Origin of the sequence: Pelagovum pacificum (genome assembly GCF_016134045.1) — a bacterium.
Taxonomy (GTDB): Bacteria; Pseudomonadota; Alphaproteobacteria; order Rhodobacterales; family Rhodobacteraceae; genus Oceanicola; species Oceanicola pacificus_A.
In genome coordinates, this window is sequence record NZ_CP065915.1 from 1,593,658 (window position 1) to 1,616,404 (window position 22,747).

At 66.5% G+C, this 22,747-nt stretch carries 19 protein-coding genes; 12 read left to right on the top strand and 7 right to left on the bottom strand.

Translation table 11 applies throughout. The annotated features are described in order from the left end of the window. Window positions 1-2 precede the first annotated feature (2 nt). The 4 genes from I8N54_RS07880 to I8N54_RS07895 are packed head-to-tail and all read left to right on the top strand — an operon-like array spanning window position 3 to window position 3,452. On the top strand, window positions 3-236 hold the full coding sequence (locus I8N54_RS07880) for a hypothetical protein (RefSeq protein ID WP_140193086.1): 234 nt from the start codon (window positions 3-5) through the stop codon (window positions 234-236). Window positions 237-252: 16 nt separating this feature from the next. Continuing rightward, entirely contained in the window at window positions 253-1,053 is an 801-nt protein-coding gene (locus I8N54_RS07885) for a L,D-transpeptidase (RefSeq protein ID WP_140193085.1), read from the top strand. Between the two features lie 9 nt (window positions 1,054-1,062). Then, entirely contained in the window at window positions 1,063-2,286 is a 1,224-nt protein-coding gene (locus I8N54_RS07890; protein ID WP_140193084.1) for a CapA family protein, read from the top strand. Next, the gene (locus I8N54_RS07895) at window positions 2,283-3,452 is read left to right on the top strand and encodes a CapA family protein (protein ID WP_197097460.1); all 1,170 of its coding nucleotides are present in this window, start codon (window positions 2,283-2,285) and stop codon (window positions 3,450-3,452) included. The genes I8N54_RS07890 and I8N54_RS07895 overlap by 4 nt, the downstream gene beginning before the upstream one ends. Window positions 3,453-3,602: 150 nt before the next feature. On the opposite strand, the gene I8N54_RS07900 is transcribed toward I8N54_RS07895, so the two are convergent. From I8N54_RS07900 to mazG, 3 genes are read right to left on the bottom strand one after another with little or no spacing between them, the layout of a single operon-like run. Next, the gene (locus tag I8N54_RS07900) at window positions 3,603-4,574 is read right to left on the bottom strand and encodes a zinc transporter ZntB (RefSeq protein WP_140193082.1); all 972 of its coding nucleotides are present in this window, start codon (window positions 4,572-4,574) and stop codon (window positions 3,603-3,605) included. Window positions 4,575-4,613: 39 nt separating this feature from the next. Continuing rightward, window positions 4,614-5,609, bottom strand: a complete 996-nt coding sequence (locus tag I8N54_RS07905) for a Fe(3+) ABC transporter substrate-binding protein (RefSeq protein ID WP_140193081.1) — start codon at window positions 5,607-5,609, stop codon at window positions 4,614-4,616. Between the two features lie 51 nt (window positions 5,610-5,660). Further along, window positions 5,661-6,479: a nucleoside triphosphate pyrophosphohydrolase gene (gene mazG / locus I8N54_RS07910; protein WP_140193080.1), complete on the bottom strand. Its 819-nt coding sequence runs from the start codon at window positions 6,477-6,479 to the stop codon at window positions 5,661-5,663. A 210-nt stretch (window positions 6,480-6,689) separates the two neighbouring features. Here mazG and speB point away from each other — a divergent pair, with 210 nt between their 5' ends. The 5 genes from speB (at window position 6,690) to I8N54_RS07935 (ending at window position 10,979) form a co-directional block, all read left to right on the top strand. Then, on the top strand, window positions 6,690-7,664 hold the full coding sequence (gene speB, locus I8N54_RS07915; protein WP_140193079.1) for an agmatinase: 975 nt from the start codon (window positions 6,690-6,692) through the stop codon (window positions 7,662-7,664). A 24-nt stretch (window positions 7,665-7,688) separates the two neighbouring features. After that, on the top strand, window positions 7,689-8,180 hold the full coding sequence (locus tag I8N54_RS07920) for a DUF1499 domain-containing protein (protein ID WP_140193078.1): 492 nt from the start codon (window positions 7,689-7,691) through the stop codon (window positions 8,178-8,180). Window positions 8,181-8,234: 54 nt separating this feature from the next. Next, entirely contained in the window at window positions 8,235-9,290 is a 1,056-nt protein-coding gene (prfA, locus tag I8N54_RS07925) for a peptide chain release factor 1 (RefSeq protein ID WP_140195546.1), read from the top strand. Further along, complete coding sequence (gene prmC / locus I8N54_RS07930) at window positions 9,287-10,156, top strand: peptide chain release factor N(5)-glutamine methyltransferase (protein ID WP_140193077.1); 870 nt, start codon at window positions 9,287-9,289, stop codon at window positions 10,154-10,156. Before prfA ends, prmC begins: the two co-directional genes overlap by 4 nt. Before the next feature lie 214 nt (window positions 10,157-10,370). Continuing rightward, on the top strand, window positions 10,371-10,979 hold the full coding sequence (locus I8N54_RS07935) for a DUF4167 domain-containing protein (RefSeq protein WP_140193076.1): 609 nt from the start codon (window positions 10,371-10,373) through the stop codon (window positions 10,977-10,979). A 64-nt stretch (window positions 10,980-11,043) separates the two neighbouring features. Here the strand turns inward: I8N54_RS07935 and I8N54_RS07940 are convergent, their stop codons facing one another. After that, on the bottom strand, window positions 11,044-14,769 hold the full coding sequence (locus I8N54_RS07940; RefSeq protein WP_197097459.1) for a VWA domain-containing protein: 3,726 nt from the start codon (window positions 14,767-14,769) through the stop codon (window positions 11,044-11,046). Between the two features lie 180 nt (window positions 14,770-14,949). Here I8N54_RS07940 and I8N54_RS07945 point away from each other — a divergent pair, with 180 nt between their 5' ends. Then, a complete protein-coding gene (locus I8N54_RS07945) occupies window positions 14,950-16,101 on the top strand; it encodes an MFS transporter (protein ID WP_140193074.1) in 1,152 nt (383 codons plus the stop codon). Window positions 16,102-16,274: 173 nt separating this feature from the next. Next, window positions 16,275-19,139: an excinuclease ABC subunit UvrA gene (gene uvrA / locus I8N54_RS07950; protein ID WP_140193073.1), complete on the top strand. Its 2,865-nt coding sequence runs from the start codon at window positions 16,275-16,277 to the stop codon at window positions 19,137-19,139. Between the two features lie 48 nt (window positions 19,140-19,187). On the opposite strand, the gene I8N54_RS07955 is transcribed toward uvrA, so the two are convergent. Next, window positions 19,188-20,060: a hypothetical protein gene (locus I8N54_RS07955; protein WP_197097458.1), complete on the bottom strand. Its 873-nt coding sequence runs from the start codon at window positions 20,058-20,060 to the stop codon at window positions 19,188-19,190. 166 nt (window positions 20,061-20,226) lie between these two features. Here I8N54_RS07955 and I8N54_RS07960 point away from each other — a divergent pair, with 166 nt between their 5' ends. Then, window positions 20,227-20,973 carry a GIN domain-containing protein gene (locus I8N54_RS07960; RefSeq protein ID WP_140193072.1) on the top strand — a complete coding sequence of 249 codons (747 nt, stop codon included), beginning with the start codon at window positions 20,227-20,229 and terminating at the stop codon, window positions 20,971-20,973. Between the two features lie 17 nt (window positions 20,974-20,990). Here the strand turns inward: I8N54_RS07960 and I8N54_RS07965 are convergent, their stop codons facing one another. Together I8N54_RS07965 and I8N54_RS07970 are read right to left on the bottom strand one after the other, a co-directional pair. Further along, window positions 20,991-22,118, bottom strand: a complete 1,128-nt coding sequence (locus I8N54_RS07965; RefSeq protein WP_140193071.1) for a carboxylate-amine ligase — start codon at window positions 22,116-22,118, stop codon at window positions 20,991-20,993. 79 nt (window positions 22,119-22,197) lie between these two features. Then, window positions 22,198-22,623: a hypothetical protein gene (locus I8N54_RS07970; RefSeq protein ID WP_140193070.1), complete on the bottom strand. Its 426-nt coding sequence runs from the start codon at window positions 22,621-22,623 to the stop codon at window positions 22,198-22,200. Between the last annotated feature and the right edge of the window lie 124 nt (window positions 22,624-22,747).

Here is a 22,747-nt window from a genome sequence, read left to right on the forward strand (position 1 = left end):
GGATGGCACGCAACATCGTCTTCATCGCAACGCTCTGGGCCTGCCTTCTGGTGGTCTGGCTCTTCTCGGGCGAGCAATTTCTTGACTTGATGTTCGCCATCCCTGACGCTGGGGCAATTGATGATGCAATTTTGGAAGCCGTCGTCGGACTTGAAGAGGTCCGGGCCACGCTGGGGGTGCCCGACCTGTTCGCGCAACTGAGGGAGTTGCTGCACGGTCTGACCGGCCTGGGGTAGAGGGTGAGTTGCTGCCATGATCCTGTCTCGCCGCCAGTTTCTGGCGACCGGTACCGCTGCGCTTGCGACGCCCGCAGTCGCAGCCCAGGCCGTCCCGTTCGGCATCGACTACCTCGAAGGACTGGCCGAGCCCGGCGCGCTGCATGACAGCGTGCCCTTCGTCGCGCCATCGGCGGTCCACGAAGCCTACAGCCACGCCTTCTACGTCAATGTGTCCTTCTACGGCGATGCCCGCCAGAAGATGTGGGTGCTGGAGCGCAAGGGCACCGGCTGGGACCTCGCCATGCGGGACGAGGCCTTCTGGACCCGCCACGGCGGAGAGGCCGCCTACAGCTTCCCGGTGTCGTCCGGCGCGCTCCATCAGGGCAACAGCCGGGCGGGACCAACGCCGAACGGTATCTTCAACGTCGACGAACGCTCGCAGCGCTATCGGTCCGGTTGGGGCAGTCCGGGAATGTACAAGGCGGTCTACATCGACCTCCATTACAATTCCGGACGGGTGTCCGGCGTCGCGATGCACGGCACGACTTACGGTCGCTACAGCGCACTCGGCCGGCCGGCGAGCCACGGTTGCGTGCGCATGACCTGCGAGAACATGGACGTGGTCCACGCGATCCTGCACCCCGGTGGCGCACGGCGCGAGGACAGTCCGCTCTGGGGAGAGGTGCCGCGCTACTTCACATCCGCGCCGGAAGACAGCATGAGCGCCCGGTCCGGCTACGTGCGAGACGGGTCGCTGCAGTATGACGAGAGTGGAAACCTTTTGACTAAAATGGGTTACAAGGCGCTCTTCGTGTTCTTCCGCGACGATTTCTAGGTCGGGGCGATGCGGGCGCTGCGCCTCTTCCTCGTCCTTTTGCTGTCCATCGCGGCGAACGCTGCTTCGGCGCAATACCAATCCTGCCGAGCCGTTTTCACGGCCACGCCGCCGCCGATCAACGCTTGCGCGGACGGCACGCGCTACAACGTCGCCGTCGTCGGGGACGTCCTGTTGCACCAGCCGCTGCAACGGCAGGGGTATGCAAGCGGCTTCCACACCCTCTGGGGGGAGGCGGTCCCGTTCCTGCGGATGGCCGACCTCGCCATTGCAAACCTCGAGGGGCCGATTGCGCCTGGCATGACGCGAGGCGGCGGACAGCGCGCGGATCCGGGCGCGGTGTTCGACGGAACGGTCTACACCAGCTACCCGATGTTCAACTACAACCCGGTCGTCCTGCAGGCGCTGAAGGAGGCGGGGGTCGATCTCGTCACGACCGCGAACAACCATGCGCTCGACCGGTTCTCGGCAGGGGCGGACATGACGATCGCCCAGCTCGAAGCCGCGGGGCTTCCCTTCGTCGGCACGGTACGGGCCGGCGCGCCGCGGGACTTTTCCCATGCGGTGAACACGCGGATCGGGCGGCTGATCTTCATCGCCTGCACCTTCTCGACGAACGGGATCGGGGATCCGAATTCGCAGGTGCTGCACTGCTACCGCGAGCGTGAGGCTCTGCTCGGACTGGTGCGCGCCCACGCGAGCCGCGCCGACACCGCGGGGGTGATCGTGATGCCCCACTGGGGCATCGAATATACGGAGCGCCCGGCCTCCACCGACCGACAGCTCGCCGCCGAGCTGGTCGCGGCCGGAGCCTCCGCCGTGATCGGCACACACCCCCACGTCGTTCAGTCGTGGGAGATCCTGCAGGGGCCGGCGGGCAACGTGCCGGTCATCTACTCGACCGGCAACTTCGTGTCCGGGCAGGTGAACTTGCCGCGCCAGACGGGGATGCTGGCCTGGCTGGAACTCTGCCGCGCGCGTCCGGGCGGCGACCTCGGCCGGGCGCTGACCGTCAATGCGGCTGTCGGCAACGCGGGGTGGGTCGCGATGCGCATGGCCCGCACGCAATACGGCCGCCAGCTGATCGTCGCCGACCCCGAAGGGATCGCCGACGCCGCGCTGCCGTCGCACCAGCTGATCGAACGCCTGGTGCCGGGGCGCGCGATGATGCCCCGCATGGCCTGCACGGGCGCCCCCGCCGCGCAGAGCGCGATGGAGGTCAGCCTCCAGTGATCCGGCTCGTCCTTCTGTTCTACTGTCTCGCCCTGCCGCTTCAGGCGCAGGAATTCGTCGTGACCTTCGGCGGAGACGTGAACTTCGCCCAGTCCCGCGCCACGCCGCGCTCCGACCGTGTGTTCAAGTATGGCTCCTACAGCATTGACACGACGACGGAATTCATTGCCGGGGAGTTCTCTGGCGACGTGAATTTCGTCAATGTGGAAACGGTGGTGTCCGACCGCGATGGCGTTCAGCAGGGCAAGACCTTTGTCTTCCGCAGCCACCCCGACAACTTCCGCCACCTGATGGACCTCGGCGTGAACGCCTTCTCACTGGCGAACAACCACGCGTTCGATCACGGCTGGCCGGGGCTCGCCGCGACGCTGGCCTTCTTCCAGTCCGAGGACCGGGCCGAGGCGCCTTTGCTCTACCACGGTGTCGGGACCGAAGCGGACGCCTTCGCCCCCCGGATCGCCGAGTATGGCGGCATCCGGGTGGCCTTCTCCGCGATCGGGATCGGCACGACAAGCTTCGTGCCCGGTGCGGACCGGCCCGGCATGGTGTCGATGCGGCTCGAAGCACACCGCGAGGCCGTGCTTGCCGGGCTGCGCGACGCCGATGCGGACCTCAAGATCCTGTCGATCCACGACGGGCTGGAGAACAGCGTGCCGCTCGAATGGGGACAGCGCGAATTCTTCCGTCGCGCCGTGGAAGAAGCCGGCGTGAACCTCGTGCTCGGGCATCATCCGCATATCGTGCGCGGCGTCGAGGCGGAGCCGGAGCAGGGGCGGGCGATCTTCTATTCGCTCGGCAACCTGCTGTTCGTCGGCGGTGCGGTGCGGGACGGCCTGCCGGTCGGGCAGGATTACGGGCTGCTCGGCAAAGCCTACTTTCACATGACGCCGGAGGGGCCGCGCCTGTCGGCGCTGGAGGCGGTGCCGCTGGTCAATGTCCATGTCGCGCCGAGGCCGATGTCGTCGGGTCGCGCGGCACTGACGCTCGACAACCTGTCCCGGATCAGCCGGACAGCGGCTGGCGATCTGGGCGTTCAGTTCTCACCTGCGGGGGCGGGCGCCGTGCGCGGGGCGGCCTGTTTCGAAGGGCCCTACGGGCCGGCGGCGCGGGCGCTGTGCTGTCAGCTCAACCGGACTATGGAGTGCGATCTGCCCGACCTGATGTGACGGTGCGGGGTGGCTTTCGCTAGAACATTCCCTATCCACCCCGGTCGCTTCAACGATTTCTTAACCCGTCGCGCATTATCAAATTTTCGGCGAAAATTTGGGGTCGGCGGGATCTGCCGGTTGAGCGGCTCGCGACGGCAGGCGGCGCCCTCAGAACCACCGCATCAATCGCAGGATCAGCACCAGCAGCGCCACGATGACCAGCAGGATCGCGGAGAACACCCAGAAGGCCGGTTCCCAGCTTGCCCCCGGCATCCCCGCAAGGTTCACGCCCATCAGGCCAGTCAGCGTACCGAGTGGCAGGAAGATCGCCGAAACGAGCGACAGGATGTAGAGGTTGCGGTTCACGCCATCCGACAGGGCGGTGTTGAGCTCGTCCGAGACGACGACCATCCGGTCGCGCAGGCTTTCAGCTTCTTCCACCGCGCGGATCAGCCGTTCGTGCGCTTCGGCCAGTCGCAACGGATCCTCGTCGCGTAACACGGCGGCGTTGCAACGGGACAGGTAGGCGACGGCCTCGCGCTGAGGGACGAGGAAGCGGCGCACATCGACCAGTTCGCCCCGGATGTCGGTGAGCGTGACGCGCAGCTTGCGGTCGGCATCGCGCAGCACGGCCTCTTCCAGCGCATCGCCGCTGTCGTCGAGCTGTATCAGGTAATCGTCGATCCGGACGTTCAGCTCTTCGATGAGTTCCGAAAGCAGAGCGCCGGATCGGCGCGGCCCGTTGCCCGCACCGACCCGGTCGGCCAGCAGCCGAAGGGAGGCGAGGGGCCGGCGACCGACCGAGATCACGCGCCCGTCCTCCACCCAGAGGCGGACGGCCACCATGTCTTCGGGCTCCTGTCCGGGGTTGGTGTTCACCCCGCGCAGGATCACGAGCGCACCGTCCCCAACCACAGTGGCACGGGGACGGGTCTCGCCGGCCAGCAGCGCGGAGCGGACGCTGGCCGGCAGGTAGCCGAGGTTCTGTTCGACCCAGCCGGCGGTGTCGGGGTGATCGTAGGCGAGATGGACCCAGGCGGGTTCCGGATCTTCGAGAGCGCGGGCGACCTCGGCGGTGCCGGTCAGCCGTTCCGCACCCTCCCGGGCGAGAGCGAAGGCGAATTCAATACAATCGGACATATGTCTTGAAACCTTCGCACCCTGCCGGGGTTCCCGGGGTCAGCTGTCGAAGCCGACTTCTTCCATGATCCGCAGCGCCGCTCCACGATAATCTGCGAGGCTGGCGAGGTCGACAGTGTCGGCCGTGAACTCGCCCCAGCTCGCCACCAGATCGGACAGCGGCGCGCCGTCAAGCACGGGGTACTCGTTGTTCACGTCGGCATAAATCTCCTGCGCCTCGGGGGAGACGAGGAATTCCATCAGCTGCTGCGCCTCTTCCTTGTTGGGCGCGGCGGCGGTCATGCCGATGCCGGAGACGTTCACGTGGGTGCCGCCTTCTTCGAACTCGGGGAAGACGATGCGCACCGAGTCGGCCCATTCCTGCTGCTCGGGATCGTTGACCATGAGGCCCATGTAGTAGGTGTTGCCGAGGCTGATGTCGCACTCTCCGGCCCAGATGGCGCGGACCTGTGCGCGGTCGTTGCCCTGCGGGCTGCGGGCGAGGTTGTCCTTCACGCCGGCGGCCCAGTCCCGGGCATAGTCTTCGCCGTGATGCTCGATCACCGCCGCGAGCAGCGCAAGGTTGTAGTCGTGCGTGCCGGAGCGGGTGCAGATGCGCCCCTCCCACGTGTCGGAGGCGAGGTCCTCGTAGGTCGTCACCTCGCCGTCGGCGACGCGCTCCTTGCTGGCATAGACGATGCGGGCGCGGGTGGTCAGCGCGAACCAGAGGTCGTCGGGCGACCGCAGCTCGGCGGGCACCGCGTCGTGCAGGATGTCGCTTTCGACGGGCTGCAGCACGCCGGCGTCGACGATCTGCTTCAGGTTGGCGATGTCGACGGTCATCACAAGGTCGGCGGGGGAGCGCGCGCCCTCGGCCTCGAGCCGTTCGACCAGACCGTCCTGCACGAAGGCGAGGTTGACGGCGATGCCGGTCTCCTCGGTGAAGGCGTCGATCACCGGCTGGATCAGCTCGGGCTGGCGCGTGGTGTAGATGTTCACGTCGGCAAGGGCCGGGGTCGCGGCAAGGCCGGCGAGAAGTGCAAGGCGCAGGGACATGGATCCTCCTTCTGAAGTTGGGGGATCGTAAATCCGACTAATTTAATCAGGTCAAGGGCTCTTGCGGCGTTCGGCGAGTTTTGCCGCCTCCCAGAGCGCATCCATCTCGTCCAGCGTGCTCTCGCCCGGCTTGCGCCCGTCCGCTTCAAGAGCGTCTTCCACCGCATTGAAACGACGTGTGAATTTCGCGTTGGTCCGGCGCAATGCCGCTTCGGGATCGACGCCGAGATGCCGGGCGAGGTTGGCCATCACGAACAACATGTCGCCCATCTCGTCTTCGATCTCATCGGGCGTCATGCTGTCGCGCGCCTCGACCAGTTCACCGGCTTCCTCGACCAGCTTGTCGAGCACCTGTCCGGTTTCCGGCCAGTCGAACCCGACCCGTGCCGCGCGCTTCTGCAGCTTCACCGCCCTCATCAGCGCCGGCAGGCCGAGCGCCACGCCGTCGAGCGTCCGCGTCTCCGCGCGGGAGGCGCGTTCGGCCGCCTTGATCGTCTCCCAGTCCTGCGTCTGCTGCTCGGGGCTCTTGGCGTTGCTTTCCTCGCCGAAGACATGCGGGTGCCGGGCGATCATCTTGTCCGACATCGTGTCGGCCACCTGTCCGATATCGAACAGACCCCGTTCGGAGGCCATCTGTGCGTGGAAAACCGACTGGAACAGCAGGTCGCCCAGTTCGCCCTTCAAGTCGTCCCAGGCCTCTCGCTCGATCGCGTCGGCGACCTCGTAGGCCTCTTCGATCGTGTAGGGGGCGATGGTGGAGAAGTCCTGCGCGATGTCCCAGGGGCAGCCCGTCTCCGGGTCGCGCAGGCGGCGCATGATCTCGATCAGGCGGGGCAGTCCCCCGTGAGGGTCGTGGATCAGGTCGGTCATGCGGCGCAGGCTACCCGGCAGGTCGGCGAGGGCAATGCGAATGTGCGCGGTGGCCGGGGAGCCGCGCAGGTCGGAACGGCGTGCGGGTCAGGGGCCGGTCGCCAGAGTATTTGGAGTCAGATGAATTCGGAGCAGGCCGCTCCGGCCGGGGTGACGCACGCCCCCGGGACGGTATATCGAGTGGAGACCTGACTGAACGGGAGGAGCCGCATGGCGCTCGAAGATGCGAAGACCGAGGTGGACCGGGCATTCGTCGCGGAGGATTTCCGGGGCCTGTCCTTCGAGAATGTCTTCGGCGGCGCCACGTCCTTCCTGCGGCGGCGCTATGCCAAGGACGTCACGGCCTGTGACCTCGTCGTTACGGGCGTTCCGTTCGACCAGGCCGTGACGCACCGGCCCGGCACGCGCTTCGGGCCGCGCGCGATCCGTGAGGCGTCCACCCTGCTGCCCTGCGATCCGCCTTATGGCTGGGGGTTCAGCCCGCTCGAGGAATTCGCGATCGCCGACGCCGGCGACATGGCGTTCGACTATGCCGACGTCGCAAGCACGCCCGACCTGATCGAGGCGCACGCGGCAAATCTGATCGGGCAGGGGCCGGGACTGGTGACCCTCGGCGGAGACCACTCGATCACGCTGCCGCTGCTCAAGGCGCATGCCGCCAGGCATGGCAAGCTGTCAGTGATCCAGTTCGACGCGCATTCCGACCTTTGGCCCGACGACGACATGGGGCGCATCGACCACGGCACCTTCATGGGCAAGGCCGTGTCGCTCGGCCTGATCGACCCGGCGACGTCGGTGCAAATCGGCATCCGGACCGAGTGTGAAGACCTGCGCGGCTTCAACCAGATCGACGCGCGTACCTGCCACGAGCGGGGCGCGGACTGGGTGGCGGCGCGAATTCACGAGATCGTGCGTGGCTCGCCCTGCTACCTGACCTTCGACATCGACGCGCTGGACCCCGCGTTCGCGCCGGGCACCGGAACGCCTGTGTGGGGTGGACTTGCGTCCTGGCAGACCGCAGCGATCCTGCGCGACCTCGCGGGCATTGCGCTTGTCGGAGGCGACGTGGTGGAGGTTTCACCACCCTACGACACCACCGGGGCGACCGCCGTGGCCGGCGCACACGTGGCAAGTGAGCTTTGCTGCCTATATCTTTGGAACAAGAGACGGAATGATCCCGCCTGACACGGGCGGAAAGCTGGAGTTCTGATGCGCTATATCCTGATCCTCATCCTGCTCGCGATCGTCGGGCTGTTCGCCTGGGTCCGAATGGCCCCGGTCGATGCCGCCCGCTGGCACGTCGACCCGACGGGGGCGGAGCCCTCGCGCATGAACGGCTGGCTTCTGCTGCCCGACGGCGGCGACGAAGCGGCGCCCTTCTGGGTGGCGACCGAGGAAGAGCTGCTGACCGCGCTAGATGAGATCGCGCTTGCCACGCCGCGGACGACGCGGGTCGCCGGCAGCGTCGCGGACGGGCGCATCACCTACGAGACGCGCACGCGCTTCGCCGGTTTTCCCGACTACACCACGGTCGAGGCGACCGGGGCCGAGGGCGGTGCGACGCTTCTGGTTTACGCCCGCGCCCAGTATGGCAAGGGCGACTGGGGCGTGAACCGCGCGCGGGTCGAAGGCTGGGTCGCCCGGCTGGACGACCGGTTCGAGCAGGTGGCTGCACCGGAGGCCCCGCCCGAGGACGAGTGACCGGCAAAGGCGCAGGCCCTTGACCGCTCCCGTCCGATGGGGAACAGAACGCGGATGATCCCGAAGGACACGCTCGACCAGATCACCGCCCGTTTCCAGTACCTCGAGGCTCGCATGGCCGAGGGGGCGGCGGGGCAGGACATGATCGCCTACGCCCGCGAATATGCGGAGCTGAAACCGGTGGTCGAGAAGATCGCCGGCTGGCGGGAGATGAGCGCGTCGCTCGACGAGGCGAAGGCGATGCTCGACGATCCCGAGATGCGTGACCTCGCCGAAGAGGAAGTGGCGCGCCTGAAGGCCGAACTGCCGGAGGCCGAGCAGGCGCTGCAATTGGCACTGCTGCCGCGCGACGCGGCGGATGCACGCCCCGCGATGATCGAGATCCGGCCCGGCACTGGTGGCGAAGAGGCGGCGCTGTTCGCCGGCGACCTCTTGCGGATGTACCAGCGCCATGCAGAGGCGAAGGGCTGGCGGTTCGAGATCATCGACGAGCAGGTGACCGAACTCGGCGGTATCCGAGAGCTGACCGCGCGAGTCGCGGGCGAGGGGGTTTTCGCCCGGCTCAAGTACGAAAGCGGCGTCCACCGCGTCCAGCGTGTGCCGGAGACGGAGAGCGGCGGGCGGATCCACACCTCCGCCGCGACGGTCGCCGTGCTGCCCGAAGCCGAGGATGTCGACATCGAGATCGCGCCGAATGACATCCGCATCGACACGATGCGGGCGAGCGGGGCGGGCGGCCAGCACGTCAACACCACCGATTCTGCCGTGCGGATCACCCACATCCCGACCGGGATCGTCGTGACGAGCTCGGAGAAGTCGCAGCACCGCAACCGCGAGATCGCGATGCAGGTGCTCAAGACGCGGCTGTTCGACATGGAACGCCAGCGGGCGAGCGACGAACGCTCCGCCGCGCGCAAGGCGCAGGTCGGTTCCGGCGACCGGAGCGAGCGGATCAGGACCTACAATTTCCCGCAGGGGCGGATGACCGATCACCGTATCGGGCTGACGCTCTACAAGCTCGGCGAGATCATGGGCGGCGACCTCGACGAGGTGATCGACGCCCTGACCTCTGAGACGCAGGCGCGGCAGCTGGCGGAGATGAACGGGTGAAGACCGGCACGCAAGTCCTTGTCGCCGCGACACGAATGCTCACCGAGGCCGGGATCGAGGATGCCGGTCGCGATGCGCGCCGTCTGTTGGCCCACGCAATGAAGGTGCCGAGTTCGCGGCTTACGCTGATGCTGCCCGAGCCGGTCTCGGACCAGCTCGCCGCCGATTTCGAGAGCCTGATCCTCCGCCGTGCGGCGCGCGAACCGGTGTCGCATCTGACCGGACGGCGGATGTTCTACGGGCGCGAGTTCCTCGTTACGCCCGACGTGCTGGACCCGCGCCCCGAGACGGAAACGCTGATCGAGGCCGCGCTGGCGGAGCCGTTCGGCAATGTGCTCGACCTCGGCACCGGGTCGGGCTGTATCCTGCTGACGCTGCTGGAAGAGCTTGGGTCAATGGGCCACCACGAAGTCTGGGGCGTCGGCACCGAACTGTCGCAGGAGGCGTTCGAGGTCGCCTGGTGGAATCGCAACGCCATGGGGCTGGAAGAACGGGCAGTCCTGCTGCCCGGCAGCTGGTTCGACCCGCTCGGCGAGGCGGTCGACCCGGATTTCGGCGGGTTCGACCTGATCGTGTCCAACCCGCCCTATGTCACGGCAGCGGAGTGGGAAGAACTCGACCCGACCGTGCGCGACCATGAGCCGCGCATGGCGCTGACGGACGAGGCGGACGGGCTGATGGCCTACCGCGATATCCTTCACGAGGTGGACCTCCACCTTGCCCCGAAGGGCCGCCTCCTGGTCGAGATCGGGCCGGAGCAGGGCGTGCAGGTGGCATCGCTGATGGTGCAGGCGGGTCTGGACGCGGTGCGCATCGTGCAGGACCTGGACGGACGCGACCGAGTCGTCATCGGGCGCAAAAGCTGACCAAAAGGCACGTGTTGCCGCGCATTTGCCGTACATTCCGGCGAATTGCACTTGAAAGGCGGCTCCCGGCGTGTTTAGTCAATGCCATCACGGGAAGCGGGCCATTACGGCCTCCCCGCGATCAGTCGCCAGAACATCCCCGGCCCATTGAGGAGTGACGCGCACGAGGCGCGCCGGGTTCGGGCAAAGCAACATCAGGCGGAACGGACGTTTCATGAGATCATCCAAGTCGCGCTCGCGGGGCAACAAGAACCGCAACCGGCCCTCGGGCGGCAACATCATAAACCGGGTCTTCGACAGCTCCGGTCCCGATGGCAAGGTTCGGGGAACGCCCCAGCAGATCATCGACAAGTACAATCAGCTGCACCGCGACGCCCAGCTCGCCGGCGACCGCGTCGATGCCGAGAACTTCGCCCAGCACGCTGAACATTATACGCGCCTGCTCGCCGAGGCGACGCGCGAAGTGGATCAGAAGCGCGAAGAGCAGGAGCGGCAGAACCGCGAACGCCAGGCCGAGCGTGACCGCGAGAAGAACGAGCGCCTGAAGGCGCAGGAGCAGGCCTCCAACAACGATCAGGGCAATGACAACGGCAACGATCGCAGCAACGATCCCGGTGCCGGCGATCAGCCCGACGTCGACAATTCCGGCCTGGTCGAGACCCCCGAGGCCCGCAGCGAAGAGCAGCCCGCGCCCAAGCCGCGCCGCAGCCGGTCGCGCAAGAAGCCCGCGGCCGATCAGCAGGGGTCCCAGGACGGCAAGGACCAGCCGCAGTCCGATAACGGGCAGGGCGGGTCGGATTCGGCCCCCGAGGCTGCCGAGTAAACTCGGGCTCTACAATCAGAAGAGTTGGTGAAAGCCCCCGTCCGTGACGGGGGCTTTGTTTTGTCTACTCGACCGTGACGGGGATGGTGGCCAGCATCGTCCGGTCCTGGTCGAGCATGTAGCGCAGCTCGTAATCGCCCGGCTCATCGGGCAGGCGGATCATCACCGGGTTCCCCTGACTGGTGCGGGTGTAGCTCAGCGACCCACCCGTCGCACCCACCTCGTAGAGGCCGATGTAGTCGCTCGGGTAGTCCGGCCCGTCCCAGCCGACCGGCAGCTCCGACCCTGCGGCGCCGGAGGGCGGGGCAACGATCTGCACATCGAGCGGCGTCACCTCGACCGTCAGCGATTTCAGCTGCGTGCGGTCCTGTTCGACCATATAGCGGATCTCGTAGGTGCCGGGCTGCGCGGGCATCAGCAGCTGCGCGGGGTTGCCGGCGCTGGTGCGGGCGTAATTGATCGAGCCGCCCGTCGCGCCGACCTCGTAGACGCCGATGAAGTCGTTCGGATAGTCAGGCCCTTCCCACGTCACCGGGATGGTCGCGCCCTGCGGCACGGAGGTCTCCGCCGACAATTCCGCCTTGAGCGGGGTCGTCGTGATGAGGTGCGTCGCCATGACCGTACGGTCCTGATCGATCATGTAGCGGATCTCGAACTCGCCCGGTGTCGGCGGCAGCAGCAGGTTCAACGGGTTACCGGCACTGGTCCGGGTGTAGTTGATCGACCCGCCGGTCGCGCCGACGTCGTAGACGCCGATGTAATCGTTCGGGTAGTCGGGCCCATCCCAGCCGATCTGGATCGTCGCACCCGCCGCCGCCGTGTCCGGCGCGGTGAGGGCGACGGCCACAGGCGTGAGCGTGATCTGCGTGCTCGCCGCGACCTGCCTGTCCTGATCGAGCATGTAGCGGATCTCGTAGGTGCCTTCGGTGGCGGGCATCAGCAGCTCAAGCGGATTGCCCTGACTGGTCCGCGTGTAATTCAAGGACCCGCCGGTCGCGCCGACCTCGTAGACGCCGATGTAGTCGTTCGGGTAATCCGGCCCGTCCCATTCCACCGTCACGGTCGAGCCGAGCGGCGCTGTTTCCGGCGCTGTCACGGTCACGCCGATCTTGGTCAGCTCTATGGTGGTGGAGGCGAGGACTCGGCGGTCCTGATCCATCACGTAGCGGACCTCGTAGGTGCCCGTCTCTGTCGGCATCAGCAGCTCGAGCGGATTGCCGGCGCTGGTGCGGGTGTAGTTGATCGAGGCGCCGGTCGCGCCGACCTCGTAGACCGCGATGAAGTCATTGGGATAATCCGGCCCGTCCCAGCCGACCTGGATGGTCGACCCGACGGGCGCCGTCTCCGGCAGCACGAGAGAGGCTTCGGTGTCGGTGACCTCGATGGTGGCGGAGGCGAGCGTCCGGCGGGTCTGCTGGATCACGTAGCGCACTTCGTAGGTGCCGGCCTCCGCCGGCATCTGGAGCGCCAGCGGACTGCCCTGACTGGTGCGGGTGTAGTTGATCGAGGCACCCGTCTCTCCGACCTCGTAAATCCCGATATAGTCGTTGGGATAATCCGGCCCTTCCCAGACCACGTCGATCGTCTCGCCGGCTTTGGCCGTCTCCGGCAGGGTCAGCATCGCGCCGGTATCGCTGACCTCGATCGGCCGCGTCGCGATGACTCGCTGATCCTGGGACATGAAGTAGCGCAGCTCGTAGGAGCCGGGCTCCGCCGGCAGGACAAGATCCACCGGATTGCCGTCGCGCGTGTAGCTGTAGTTGATGTAGCCGTCTTCGCCGGGCGTGGAGACGCCGATATAGTCGTTGGCATAGTCCGGTCCGTCCCAGCCGACCTGAATGGTCGACCCGGCCACGGCCGTGTCGGGCGCAGTCAGTGCCGCGGCGACCTCGGTCACCTCGATCGTGGTCGAGCCGATGACCCGGCTGCCCTGGCTGAGGTAATACCGGATCTCGTAGGTGCCGGCTTCCGTCGGCATGACGAGCCCGAGCGGACTTCCATCCCGCGTGTAGGTGTAGTTCTCGTAGCCGTCTTCGGTGGGGACGGAGACGCCGATGTAGTCGTTGGCGTAGTCCGGCCCGGTCCAGGTGACCTGCACGGTTTCGCCCGCCGCCGCCGTTTCGGGCGCTTCGAGCGTGGCTTCGATCGGTGTGACCTCGATGGCCTTGCGGGCCAGGATCGTGCGATCCTCGTTCAGATAATAGCGCAGCTCATAGGTGCCCGCTTCGGTCGGCATGACGAGGTCGACCGGGTTGCCGTCCCGCGTGTAGGTATAATTCACGTAGCCGTCCTCGGCGGGTTCGGAGACGCCGATATAGTCGTTGGCGTAGTCCGGGCCGTCCCAGCCGACCTGGATGGTCGAGCCGGCAACGGCACTTTCGGGTGCGGTCAGCAGGGCGCCGACCTCGGTCACCTCGATAGGTTGGGTGTAGATCGTCTCCCGGTCGCGGAAGCGGTAGCGCAACTCGTACGTGCCGGGGGCAGAGGGTGCGACGATCGACACGGGGTTGCCGTTACGCGTGTAGGAATAGTCGGAATAGCCGCCCTCCGCCGGGCCGATCTGGACGTTGTCGCCGCCCTGGTCCGGGCCGGTCCAGCCGACATCGAAGGACGATCCGGCGACAACGGAGGCCGGTGCCTCGAGGCCGATTTCCGGCTCGGTGAGCGTGATGAGGCGCGTGGCGATCGTCTCGCGGTCGCGCAGCACGTAGCGCAGTTCGAACGTACCGGCGCGTGGCGGCATGACGAGGCCGACCGGATTGCCGCGCTCGGTGTAGGAATAATCGTAATAGCTGCCGTCCAGCGGAGCGACCTGGATATTGTCGAGCCCCTCGTTCGGGCCGTCCCATTCGACCATCACGGTCGAGCCGCCGACGGCGGTCTCCGGCGCCATCAGGCTGGCGGCGGGCAGGGGCATCTCGAAGACGAGCGTGACATCGACGGGCGCGGAATCGACGATCTCGAAAGTCGTCTGCATCTCGGTCTCGGTCACCGTCCAGTAGGCGGTCGCGGTGTAGCTGCCTTCCTCCATCACCATCTCGAGCGGGTTGCCACCCTCGTCGTCGGCAAAGGCGGTGGTGCCATCAGTGACGTCCCAGAGCACCGGATCGGTGATGAGCGTCCCGTCGGTAAGTTCGGCGGTGAAGGTGACGGGCGCGCTTACCGGTTCGGGCTCGACCACGACGGAGAGCGCATCGGTCAGCTCGGAGGCGTTGGAGGCCGTGGTGAAGGTGCCGCCGGTCTCATCGGCGATACACTGCATCTGTTCGATCGCATCAGGCTCGTTGCCGACGTCGAACCCGATGACGTGCGCCGTGAAGTCGATGCCCGATTGCTCCAGCAGCCGCGCGGCGGCGCAGGGATCGGGGTTGCAGGTCTCGATCCCGTCGGAGACCAGCACGACGGTCGCCTTCTCCTCCGTGTAGCGCAGCGCCTCGGCGGCGGCGATGATCGCGTCGGTCATCGGCGTCTTGCCGCGCGGGTTGATGCCGTTCACGACGTCCACGATGGTCGAGGCGGTGCCGATATCGGGCGCGACGACCGTCTCGATATCGCTGCAATCCCCGCGCGTTCGGTGGCCGTAGACGGTCAGGCCGAGGTTCTGGTCCTCCGGGAAGTCCGACAGGATCTCGGAGACGACCTCTCGGGCGATGACGATCTTGTTCACACCTTCGATCTGGCCCCACATGGAGCCGGACCCGTCCATGACGAGAATGGTGTTGGGACGGGTCTGTGCGACCGCGCCAAGCGGCAGAAGACAGACGAGAAGGGCGACCAGCAGAGCGCGCATTGCAATACCTCCGACGAAATTATTGACCATAGGTAAGCACGCAGCACCCCGGTTTGACCAGAGCGTTGGAGGTCAGGGTTTCCCGCCTTTCGATCGGTGCGCGACGCGCGTTGACGGTGTGCGACGGAGGACAACGGCGGGCTCTGGCGTTCGCAGCGCAAAGAGCGTTCAAGGGGCGGCATGCATACCCCTCGCCAGACCGACCGCGCGCTTGTTGCGCTTCTGTGGATCACCGGGCTGTTCGCCGCGGCCCAGTTCGGAAAGATCTCCCTGACCCTTGCGCTGCTTGGCGAGCGCTACGCAACGGCGGGCAGCCTGCTGCCGTTCACGGTGTCCGTCGTCGGGATCATGGGCATCCTTTTCGGGCCGATCGCCGGCGGGATCGTGACGCGCATCGGCCTGCGCCGCGCACTGCTCGGTGCGCTGATGCTCGGAGCAGCGACATCCGCGCTCGAAGCGCTCGGGCCCCCGCTGTGGCTGTTCCTGTCGCTGCGGGTGGTCGAGGGCGCGTCGCATCTCGCGCTCGTCGTGGCGCTGCCGACGCTGATGGCCGAATCATCCTCCGACCGGGACCGCCCCGTGGTGATGGGCCTCTGGGGCACCTACTTCGGTGTCTCCTTCGCGATTCTCGCGCTCGTCCTGCCGTCCCTGGTGGGGCTCGGCGGGATCAGCGCGGTCTACGCGTCCCACGCGGTCGGCATGATCGCGATGGCGGCATTGATCGCGCCGCGCCTGCCGCGCGGGATGGGGGAGCGGACGACCTTCCGGCTCGGCGAGGAATTGAGGGCGATCTATTCCGAACCGCGCCTGATCGCGCCGGCGCTGATCTTCGTCTGGCACGCCTTCGTCTACGTCGCGCTCCTGACCTTCCTGCCGGGTGCGCTCGGCCATGTGTGGCTCGGCGTCGTCCTGCCCCTCGTGTCGCTTGCCGGTACGATGGGAGCGGGTGTGCTGGCGCGAACCATTACCCCGGCGCGGATCGCGGTGGTGGCGTTCACGCTGAACGGGGTCATCGCGGCGGCGATGCTGGTGCTGCCCGCGTTGCAGGTGCCGCTCGCCATCCTGCTGTTCATGACGCTCGGGCTCGTGCCCGGCGCCGGCTTCGCCGCGATCCCGTGGCTGAACCGTCTGCTGGGCGAGCGGGCGCGGTCGAACGGGGCGGTCGCGCAGCTCGGCAATGTGGGGACGTTCTCCGGGACTCCGGTCTTCGCGCTTGCGCTCGTCTGGGGCGGATCGGCGGGTCTGCTGGTGCTGCTCGTCGGGGTCTCTTTCGTCGGCTTCATCATCGCCTCGGTCATCAGCCGGCGATTCCGCTCCGCCGTCGCGGCGTAGCCGCCGGGGGCGACTTGATCCCCCAACTGCCTGCCCCATATGCAGAACCTGCGCGCGGAAGTCCGCCGGGCGGGGCAGGGTGAGCGAAGTTCACGTTTCGTTCGCATTTTCCGATTGGATCGGACCGCGCTCTCAACTATTCTTTGACCAAACCCAGACAGGGGGTCCCCGACATGGCCGATCTCAAGAAGATCGAAGTGCGCGGCGCGCGCGAGCACAACCTGAAATCCATCGACGTGGACATTCCCCGCGACGAGCTGGTGGTCATCACCGGGCTGTCGGGCTCGGGCAAGTCCTCGCTGGCGTTCGATACGATCTACGCCGAGGGGCAGCGCCGCTATGTCGAGTCGCTGTCAGCCTACGCGCGGCAGTTCCTCGACATGATGGAGAAGCCGGACGTCGACCATATCTCGGGCCTCAGCCCGGCGATCTCGATCGAGCAGAAGACGACCTCGAAGAACCCGCGTTCGACCGTCGGCACGGTCACCGAGATCTACGACTACATGCGTCTGCTGTTCGCCCGCGTCGGCACGCCGTTCAGCCCCGCGACCGGCCTGCCGATCGAGGCGCAACAGGTGCAGGACATGGTCGACCGGGTGATGGGTATGGAGGAGGGCACGCGTGGTTACCTCCTCGCCCCGATCATCCGCGACCGGAAGGGCGAATATCGAAAGGAATTCCAGGAGCTGAAGAAGCAGGGCTTCCAGCGCGTCAAGGTCGATGGCGCCTTCTACGAGCTGGACGAGCCGCCGACGCTCGACAAGAAGTTCCGCCACGACATCGACGTGGTCGTCGACCGCATCGTCGTGCGGGAGGGGATGGAAACGCGTCTGGCGGATTCGTTCCGCACCGCGCTCGACCTCGCCGACGGGATTGCCGTGCTCGAGACCGCACCGCGTGAGGGCGAAGGCGAGCCGGAGCGGATCACCTTCTCCGAGAATTTTGCCTGCCCTGTTTCGGGCTTCACCATCCCCGAGATCGAGCCGCGCCTCTTCTCGTTCAACGCTCCCTTCGGCGCTTGCCCGGCCTGTGACGGCCTCGGCGTCGAGCTGTTCTTCGACCCGAACCTGATCGTTCCGGATGTCACCCTGTCGCTCACGAACGGCGCGATCGCCAACTGGCGCAAGGGCAAGTCGCCCTATTTCACCCAGACCATCGACTCGATTGCCAAGCATTACGGCTTCGACAAGAAGGCGGCGTGGAAGGACCTGCCCGAGAAGGTGCAGCAGGTCTTCCTCTACGGATCGGGCAAGGAAGAGATCAAGTTCCGCTACGACGAGGGCGGCCGCGTCTACGAGGTCAGCCGGGCGTTCGAGGGGATCATCCCCAACATGCAGCGCCGCTACCGCGAGACGGACAGCGCCTGGATGCGCGAAGAGTTCGAGCGCTACCAGAACAACCGTCCCTGCGGCACCTGCCACGGTTACCGCCTGCGCGAGGAAGCGCGCGCGGTGAAGATCGCCGGCCTCCACGTTGGCGAGGTCGTGCAGATGTCGATCCGCCATGCCTGGGAATGGTGCGAGACGGTGCCCGAAAGCCTGACCAAGCAGAAGAACGAGATCGCCCGCGCCATCCTCAAGGAGATCCGCGAGCGGCTCGGCTTTTTGAACAACGTGGGCCTCGACTACCTGACCCTGTCGCGAAACGCGGGGACGCTGTCGGGCGGCGAGAGCCAGCGCATCCGGCTCGCCAGTCAGATCGGCTCGGGCCTGACCGGTGTGCTCTATGTGCTCGACGAACCCTCGATCGGCCTGCACCAGCGCGACAACGACCGGCTTCTGACCACGCTGAAGAACCTGCGCGACCAGGGCAACACGGTGATCGTCGTCGAACATGATGAGGAAGCGATCCGCGAGGCCGACTACGTCTTCGACATCGGCCCCGGCGCCGGGGTCCACGGCGGGCAGGTCGTCGCGCACGGCACGCCGCAGCAGCTGATGGAGAACGCCAACAGCGTGACCGGCGACTACCTCGCCGGACGGCGCGAGATCGCGGTCCCGGCGGAGCGTCGCAAGGGCAACAAGAAGAAGCTGACCGTCGTGAAGGCGACCGGCAACAACCTGAAGGACCTGACCGTCGACTTCCCGCTCGGCAAGTTCGTCTGCGTGACCGGCGTGTCGGGCGGCGGCAAGTCGACGCTGACGATCGAGACGTTGTTCAAGACGGCCTCGATGAAGCTCAACGGCGCCCGCCACGTGCCGGGCCCCTGCGAAACGATCAAGGGGCTGGAGCATCTCGACAAGGTCATCGACATCGACCAGCGGCCCATCGGGCGGACGCCGCGCTCGAACCCTGCCACGTACACCGGGGCCTTCACGCCGATCCGGGACTGGTTCGCCGGTCTGCCCGAGGCCAAGGCGCGGGGCTACAAGCCCGGCCGTTTCTCCTTCAACGTGAAGGGGGGCCGGTGCGAGGCCTGCCAGGGCGATGGTGTCATCAAGATCGAGATGCACTTCCTGCCGGATGTCTACGTCACCTGCGAGACCTGCCAGGGTGCGCGCTACAACCGCGAGACGCTGGAAATTCGGTTCAAGGGCAAGAGCATAGCCGACGTTCTTGATATGACGGTCGAAGATGCGCAGGAGTTCTTCAAGGCGGTCCCGACAATCCGCGAGAAGATGGACGCCCTGATGCGGGTCGGTCTCGGCTATATCAAGGTTGGCCAGCAGGCGACGACGCTTTCGGGCGGCGAGGCGCAGCGCGTCAAGCTGTCGAAGGAGCTGGCGAAACGGTCCACGGGCCGGACGCTCTATATCCTCGACGAGCCGACGACGGGCCTGCACTTCGAGGATGTGCGCAAGCTGCTCGAGGTGCTGCATGAGCTGGTCGAGCAGGGCAACACGGTCGTGGTGATCGAGCACAACCTCGACGTCATCAAGACCGCCGACCACCTGATCGACATCGGCCCCGAGGGCGGTGACGGCGGCGGCAAGCTCGTCGCAACGGGCACGCCCGAAGAAGTGGCCGAGGTCGAGGCCTCCCACACGGGGCACTACCTCAAGCCGATGCTGAAATCGCGGAAGGTCGCGGCGGAATGACGAAAGGCGGGGCCCGATGGCCCCGCCTTTTTCACTTCGGTTTCTGACTTACAGCACCGCGCCCGCGATCCGGATCAGTTGAAGCAGATCATAGGCTTCAGACGACATCTGCATCAGCTGACCGTCTACGACTGAGTAGCGCTGCCCGTCCTCCGTCGGCAGACCGTAGATCCGCGCAAGTTCGGCGGAGGTCAGCGAAGCGGTCGGCGCGATGCCGAGCGACTCGGCCAGTTGCTGACGCTCCGCCAGCGTCCGGATGCGTTGGAACCGCTCGTAGTTGCGATCCTCCAGTTGCACGACCTGACCGTCGATGAGGGCGTAGCGGAAGCCGTCTTCCGGGTCTTCCAGACCGAACAGCTCCTGGATGTCGGCGCTTGTCAGGTAGCTGGCGTCCGGTTCTTCGGCGACGACGTCCTCGAGGATCGTGTCGTTGTCATCGAGCAGGACGGCGATCTGCTCATCCGTGTATCCGGTCCAGTCCTGGAACGTTACACCCTGCTTGGCCTGTCCCGGCGGCACGCACGGCGGGTCGCGGAAGGCGAGGCCAGGCGGGCAATCGAACGTGTTGCGGAAACCATCGTTCGTGAAGATCGACACGTCGTCGCCCATGACGACCGCGATGCCGTCTGCGCCACGATTGCCGTTGCCATTGCCCCGGCCGTTGTTTCCACCGTTCCCGTTCCCGTTCCCGTTCCCGTTCCCGTTATTCCCGGCATTCTCGGCGGCGGCGCCGCGGTTTCCATTCCCGTTGCCGTTGTTCCCTCGGTTCCCGTTGCCGTTGCCGCCCCCGTTGTTGTGGGCCGCGTTGCCGTTCCCGTTTCCACGGCCGTTTCCGTTGCCGTTACCGTTTCCGTTGCCCTGTGCGAACCCGGTGGTCGCGGCTAGGGACAAGGCGGCTGTCATCAGCACAATGCGCTTCATCGAAATGCTCCTTCGTAGCTTCGACAGCCTCAACGCGCCGCCCACCTGATCAGACCCACAAGGAGCCGACGGTGAGCAGCGAACCGCCAACGCCGACAAATTTCGATCACGAACTTGAAAGTAAAGCGTGTTAACATTTTATCTCTGCAAACACGGGGAGTGACAGATGTTCCACAACGCGACGATGCCGTCAGGCGGGGCCGGCTGCGCGCCGGAAACCTGGGTCTACGATGAAGAGGACTTCACGCGGGTCGACATCGACTGCGGCCTCGTGGTCCGTCTTGTGCCCGGTCCCTTCAATATCACGGCCGAAGGTGCGGGGCGGCGGCTCCGGGACCTTCAGATCGTGCGGCAGGACGACACGCTTGTCGTGCGGCGCACGTTTCGTGGCATCGCCGGCTCTGTCGGTGCGAAACTGACAGGCAATCCGGTGGTGAGGGTCACGATCGCGATGCCGGTGCTCGAGGCGGTGGAAGCGCGGCGGGGGTGCTCGGTCTCTTCCGCCGTACCCGCCGCCTGGACGCTCGCGGCACATGCCGGGGCCGGGTCCCGGCTCGACCTCGGGCGCGTCCGGACTGAACGGGTGGACCTCACCGCGACGGCCGGCGGGCGGATTACCGGGGAGGTCCGCGCCGACCGCGTGCTGACCCGCTCCGATTTGGCCGGCACGGTCGACGTTTCCGGTCTCGCGACGCAGTTGCAGATCGAGGCGAGCCTCGGTGGCGTGGTGAAGGCGGACGAACTCGACGTCTCTCGCGTTGAGCTTCGCGCCAGCAGCGGCGCCGCGCTGTCCGTCACAGCCCGCGACAGGATCAGCGGTCAGGCGACTTCCGGAGCCCGCATCATCGCGTCCGGTCCGGCGCATCCGGAGGTGAGGCTCGCTTCGGGCGCGCGGATCGTCCCGCGAACCTGACTCCGGTGCGCCGCACGTCAGAGGTCCGCGTGATATTCTTCGATCAGGTGCCGCACGACGGCGCGCATGCGGCCATCCCGATCCTCTCCTGCGGCTTCGGCGTCCTTGTAGACCGCCCGCTGCCGATCCGCGCTGGTGCCGCCCCGGATGATGTCACGCGTCGCCTCGACCTCCGCCACGCAGCCGAGCGCCTCGGCATCCTCGGCAACGAGCTCGATCAGTTCTTCCAGCAGGGCGGGCACCGGCACGATCTCGTGCCGCCCGAAGTCGATCAGCCCCCCGCCGATCCCGTAGCGCTGCGCACGCCAGCGGTTCTCTGAGACGAGGAAGTTCTCGTATCGCCGCCACCGCTGGTTCAGCCGCCTGAGCCGCCAGAGCATCCGCGCAAGGCATTGTGTCAGCGCGGCGAGCGAGATGGCGTGCGACAGGCGGGGCGAGACATCGCAGATCCGCGATTCCAGCGTCGGAAACCGCGAGGACGGGCGCAGGTCCCACCAGATCTTGCTGGCATCCTCGATCACCCCGATGTCGATCAGCGCCCCGACGGAGCGCTCATATTCCTCCCAGCTGTCGATGCGGGGCGGCAGGCCGGTGCGCGGCAAGTTGTCGAACACGCTGATCCGGTAGGAGGCGAGGCCGGTGTCCTCTCCCTGCCAGAACGGCGATGAGGCCGACAGCGCCAGCAGGTGCGGCAGGAAATAAGCCATCTGGTTGAGCAGATCGGCCCGCAGCGCGTCGTCGTTCAGGCCCACATGGACATGCATCCCGCAGATCAGCATCCGCCGCACCACGCCGCCGAGGTCGTCACGCAACTGGTTGTAGCGCGCCTTGTCGGTGTGGTGCTGCTGCTTCCAGTCGGCGAGCGGATGGCAAGAGGCCGCGATCGGCGCCAGCCCGACCTTCGCGGCCTCGTCCGATACCACGCGCCGCAACCGCCGCAAATCATCCCGCGCCTCGGGGATCGTTGCGCAGACGCCGGTGCCGATCTCGATTTGGCATTGCAGGTACTCCGGGCTCACCTGATCGCCGAGCTGAGCCTGACAGGCTTCCAGCAATCCCTCGGGAGCCTCGCGCAGGGCGAGCGTTTCCTTGTCGACGAGGAGGTATTCCTCCTCGATGCCGAGAGTGAAATCGGGTTCGGCCACGGCATCCTCCTGCTTGATGGGGAACCATAGGCACGAATGACGGGGCGAGGGAACCTCGCCAGTCAGCGGCGTAGCGGGATCAGCGGTTGCCCGGCTGCATCAGCAGGTCCGCCATCGACCGCTCGCGCTCACCGATCATCTCGAGTGCCTGCTCCTCGGTCTGGGCGACGCGGATTACCACGCCCTCAAGCCCGTCCCACGACCGGCGCACGAGCCGGGCCATGTCGAACGAGATGTCGGTCGGGGCATAGTAGACAAGCAGGGTCTGTATGCCCTGCTGGGCGAAATCGTCGAGCTTGCGGGCCTGCAGCTTCAGCAGTTCCGGATAGTTGTTCTCGAAGCTCGTGACACGGGACAGATCCACAAGCTGACGCTGCCCCGGCGCGAAGTCGGGATGCGCCGCGTAGCGGCCGAACGCCTCGAGCGTCTCGCCAAAATTGACGTGGTCTCCGTACCTCACATAGACTAGGCCGCGGTCGGCAAGAATCTGAAAAGAAATCGCCATCTGTCTGTCTTAGACGCCTTTTACCTCTACGGCAACTTTGCACATTCCGTTCGGTCAAGCACGCCACATCCGGGTGGTGGCGCACACCCGGACCCTCGTCCGGGACGGGCCGCAGAACGCCAGA

Bases quoted from the DNA above. Each gene is read 5' to 3' on its own strand.
- I8N54_RS07880 (WP_140193086.1), top strand. From the start codon at position 3: ATGGCACGCAACATCGTCTTCATCGCAACGCTCTGGGCCTGCCTTCTG.
- prfA (WP_140195546.1), top strand. From the start codon at position 8,235: ATGATCCCGAAGGACACGCTCGACCAGATCACCGCCCGTTTCCAGTAC.
- I8N54_RS07890 (WP_140193084.1), top strand. From the start codon at position 1,063: ATGCGGGCGCTGCGCCTCTTCCTCGTCCTTTTGCTGTCCATCGCGGCG.
- I8N54_RS07900 (WP_140193082.1), bottom strand. From the start codon at position 4,574: ATGTCCGATTGTATTGAATTCGCCTTCGCTCTCGCCCGGGAGGGTGCG.
- I8N54_RS07945 (WP_140193074.1), top strand. From the start codon at position 14,950: ATGCATACCCCTCGCCAGACCGACCGCGCGCTTGTTGCGCTTCTGTGG.
- I8N54_RS07885 (WP_140193085.1), top strand. From the start codon at position 253: ATGATCCTGTCTCGCCGCCAGTTTCTGGCGACCGGTACCGCTGCGCTT.
- I8N54_RS07935 (WP_140193076.1), top strand. From the start codon at position 10,371: ATGAGATCATCCAAGTCGCGCTCGCGGGGCAACAAGAACCGCAACCGG.
- mazG (WP_140193080.1), bottom strand. From the start codon at position 6,479: ATGACCGACCTGATCCACGACCCTCACGGGGGACTGCCCCGCCTGATC.
- I8N54_RS07920 (WP_140193078.1), top strand. From the start codon at position 7,689: ATGCGCTATATCCTGATCCTCATCCTGCTCGCGATCGTCGGGCTGTTC.
- speB (WP_140193079.1), top strand. From the start codon at position 6,690: ATGGCGCTCGAAGATGCGAAGACCGAGGTGGACCGGGCATTCGTCGCG.
- I8N54_RS07970 (WP_140193070.1), bottom strand. From the start codon at position 22,623: ATGGCGATTTCTTTTCAGATTCTTGCCGACCGCGGCCTAGTCTATGTG.
- I8N54_RS07905 (WP_140193081.1), bottom strand. From the start codon at position 5,609: ATGTCCCTGCGCCTTGCACTTCTCGCCGGCCTTGCCGCGACCCCGGCC.
- uvrA (WP_140193073.1), top strand. From the start codon at position 16,275: ATGGCCGATCTCAAGAAGATCGAAGTGCGCGGCGCGCGCGAGCACAAC.
- I8N54_RS07940 (WP_197097459.1), bottom strand. From the start codon at position 14,769: ATGCGCGCTCTGCTGGTCGCCCTTCTCGTCTGTCTTCTGCCGCTTGGC.
- I8N54_RS07960 (WP_140193072.1), top strand. From the start codon at position 20,227: ATGTTCCACAACGCGACGATGCCGTCAGGCGGGGCCGGCTGCGCGCCG.
- I8N54_RS07955 (WP_197097458.1), bottom strand. From the start codon at position 20,060: ATGAAGCGCATTGTGCTGATGACAGCCGCCTTGTCCCTAGCCGCGACC.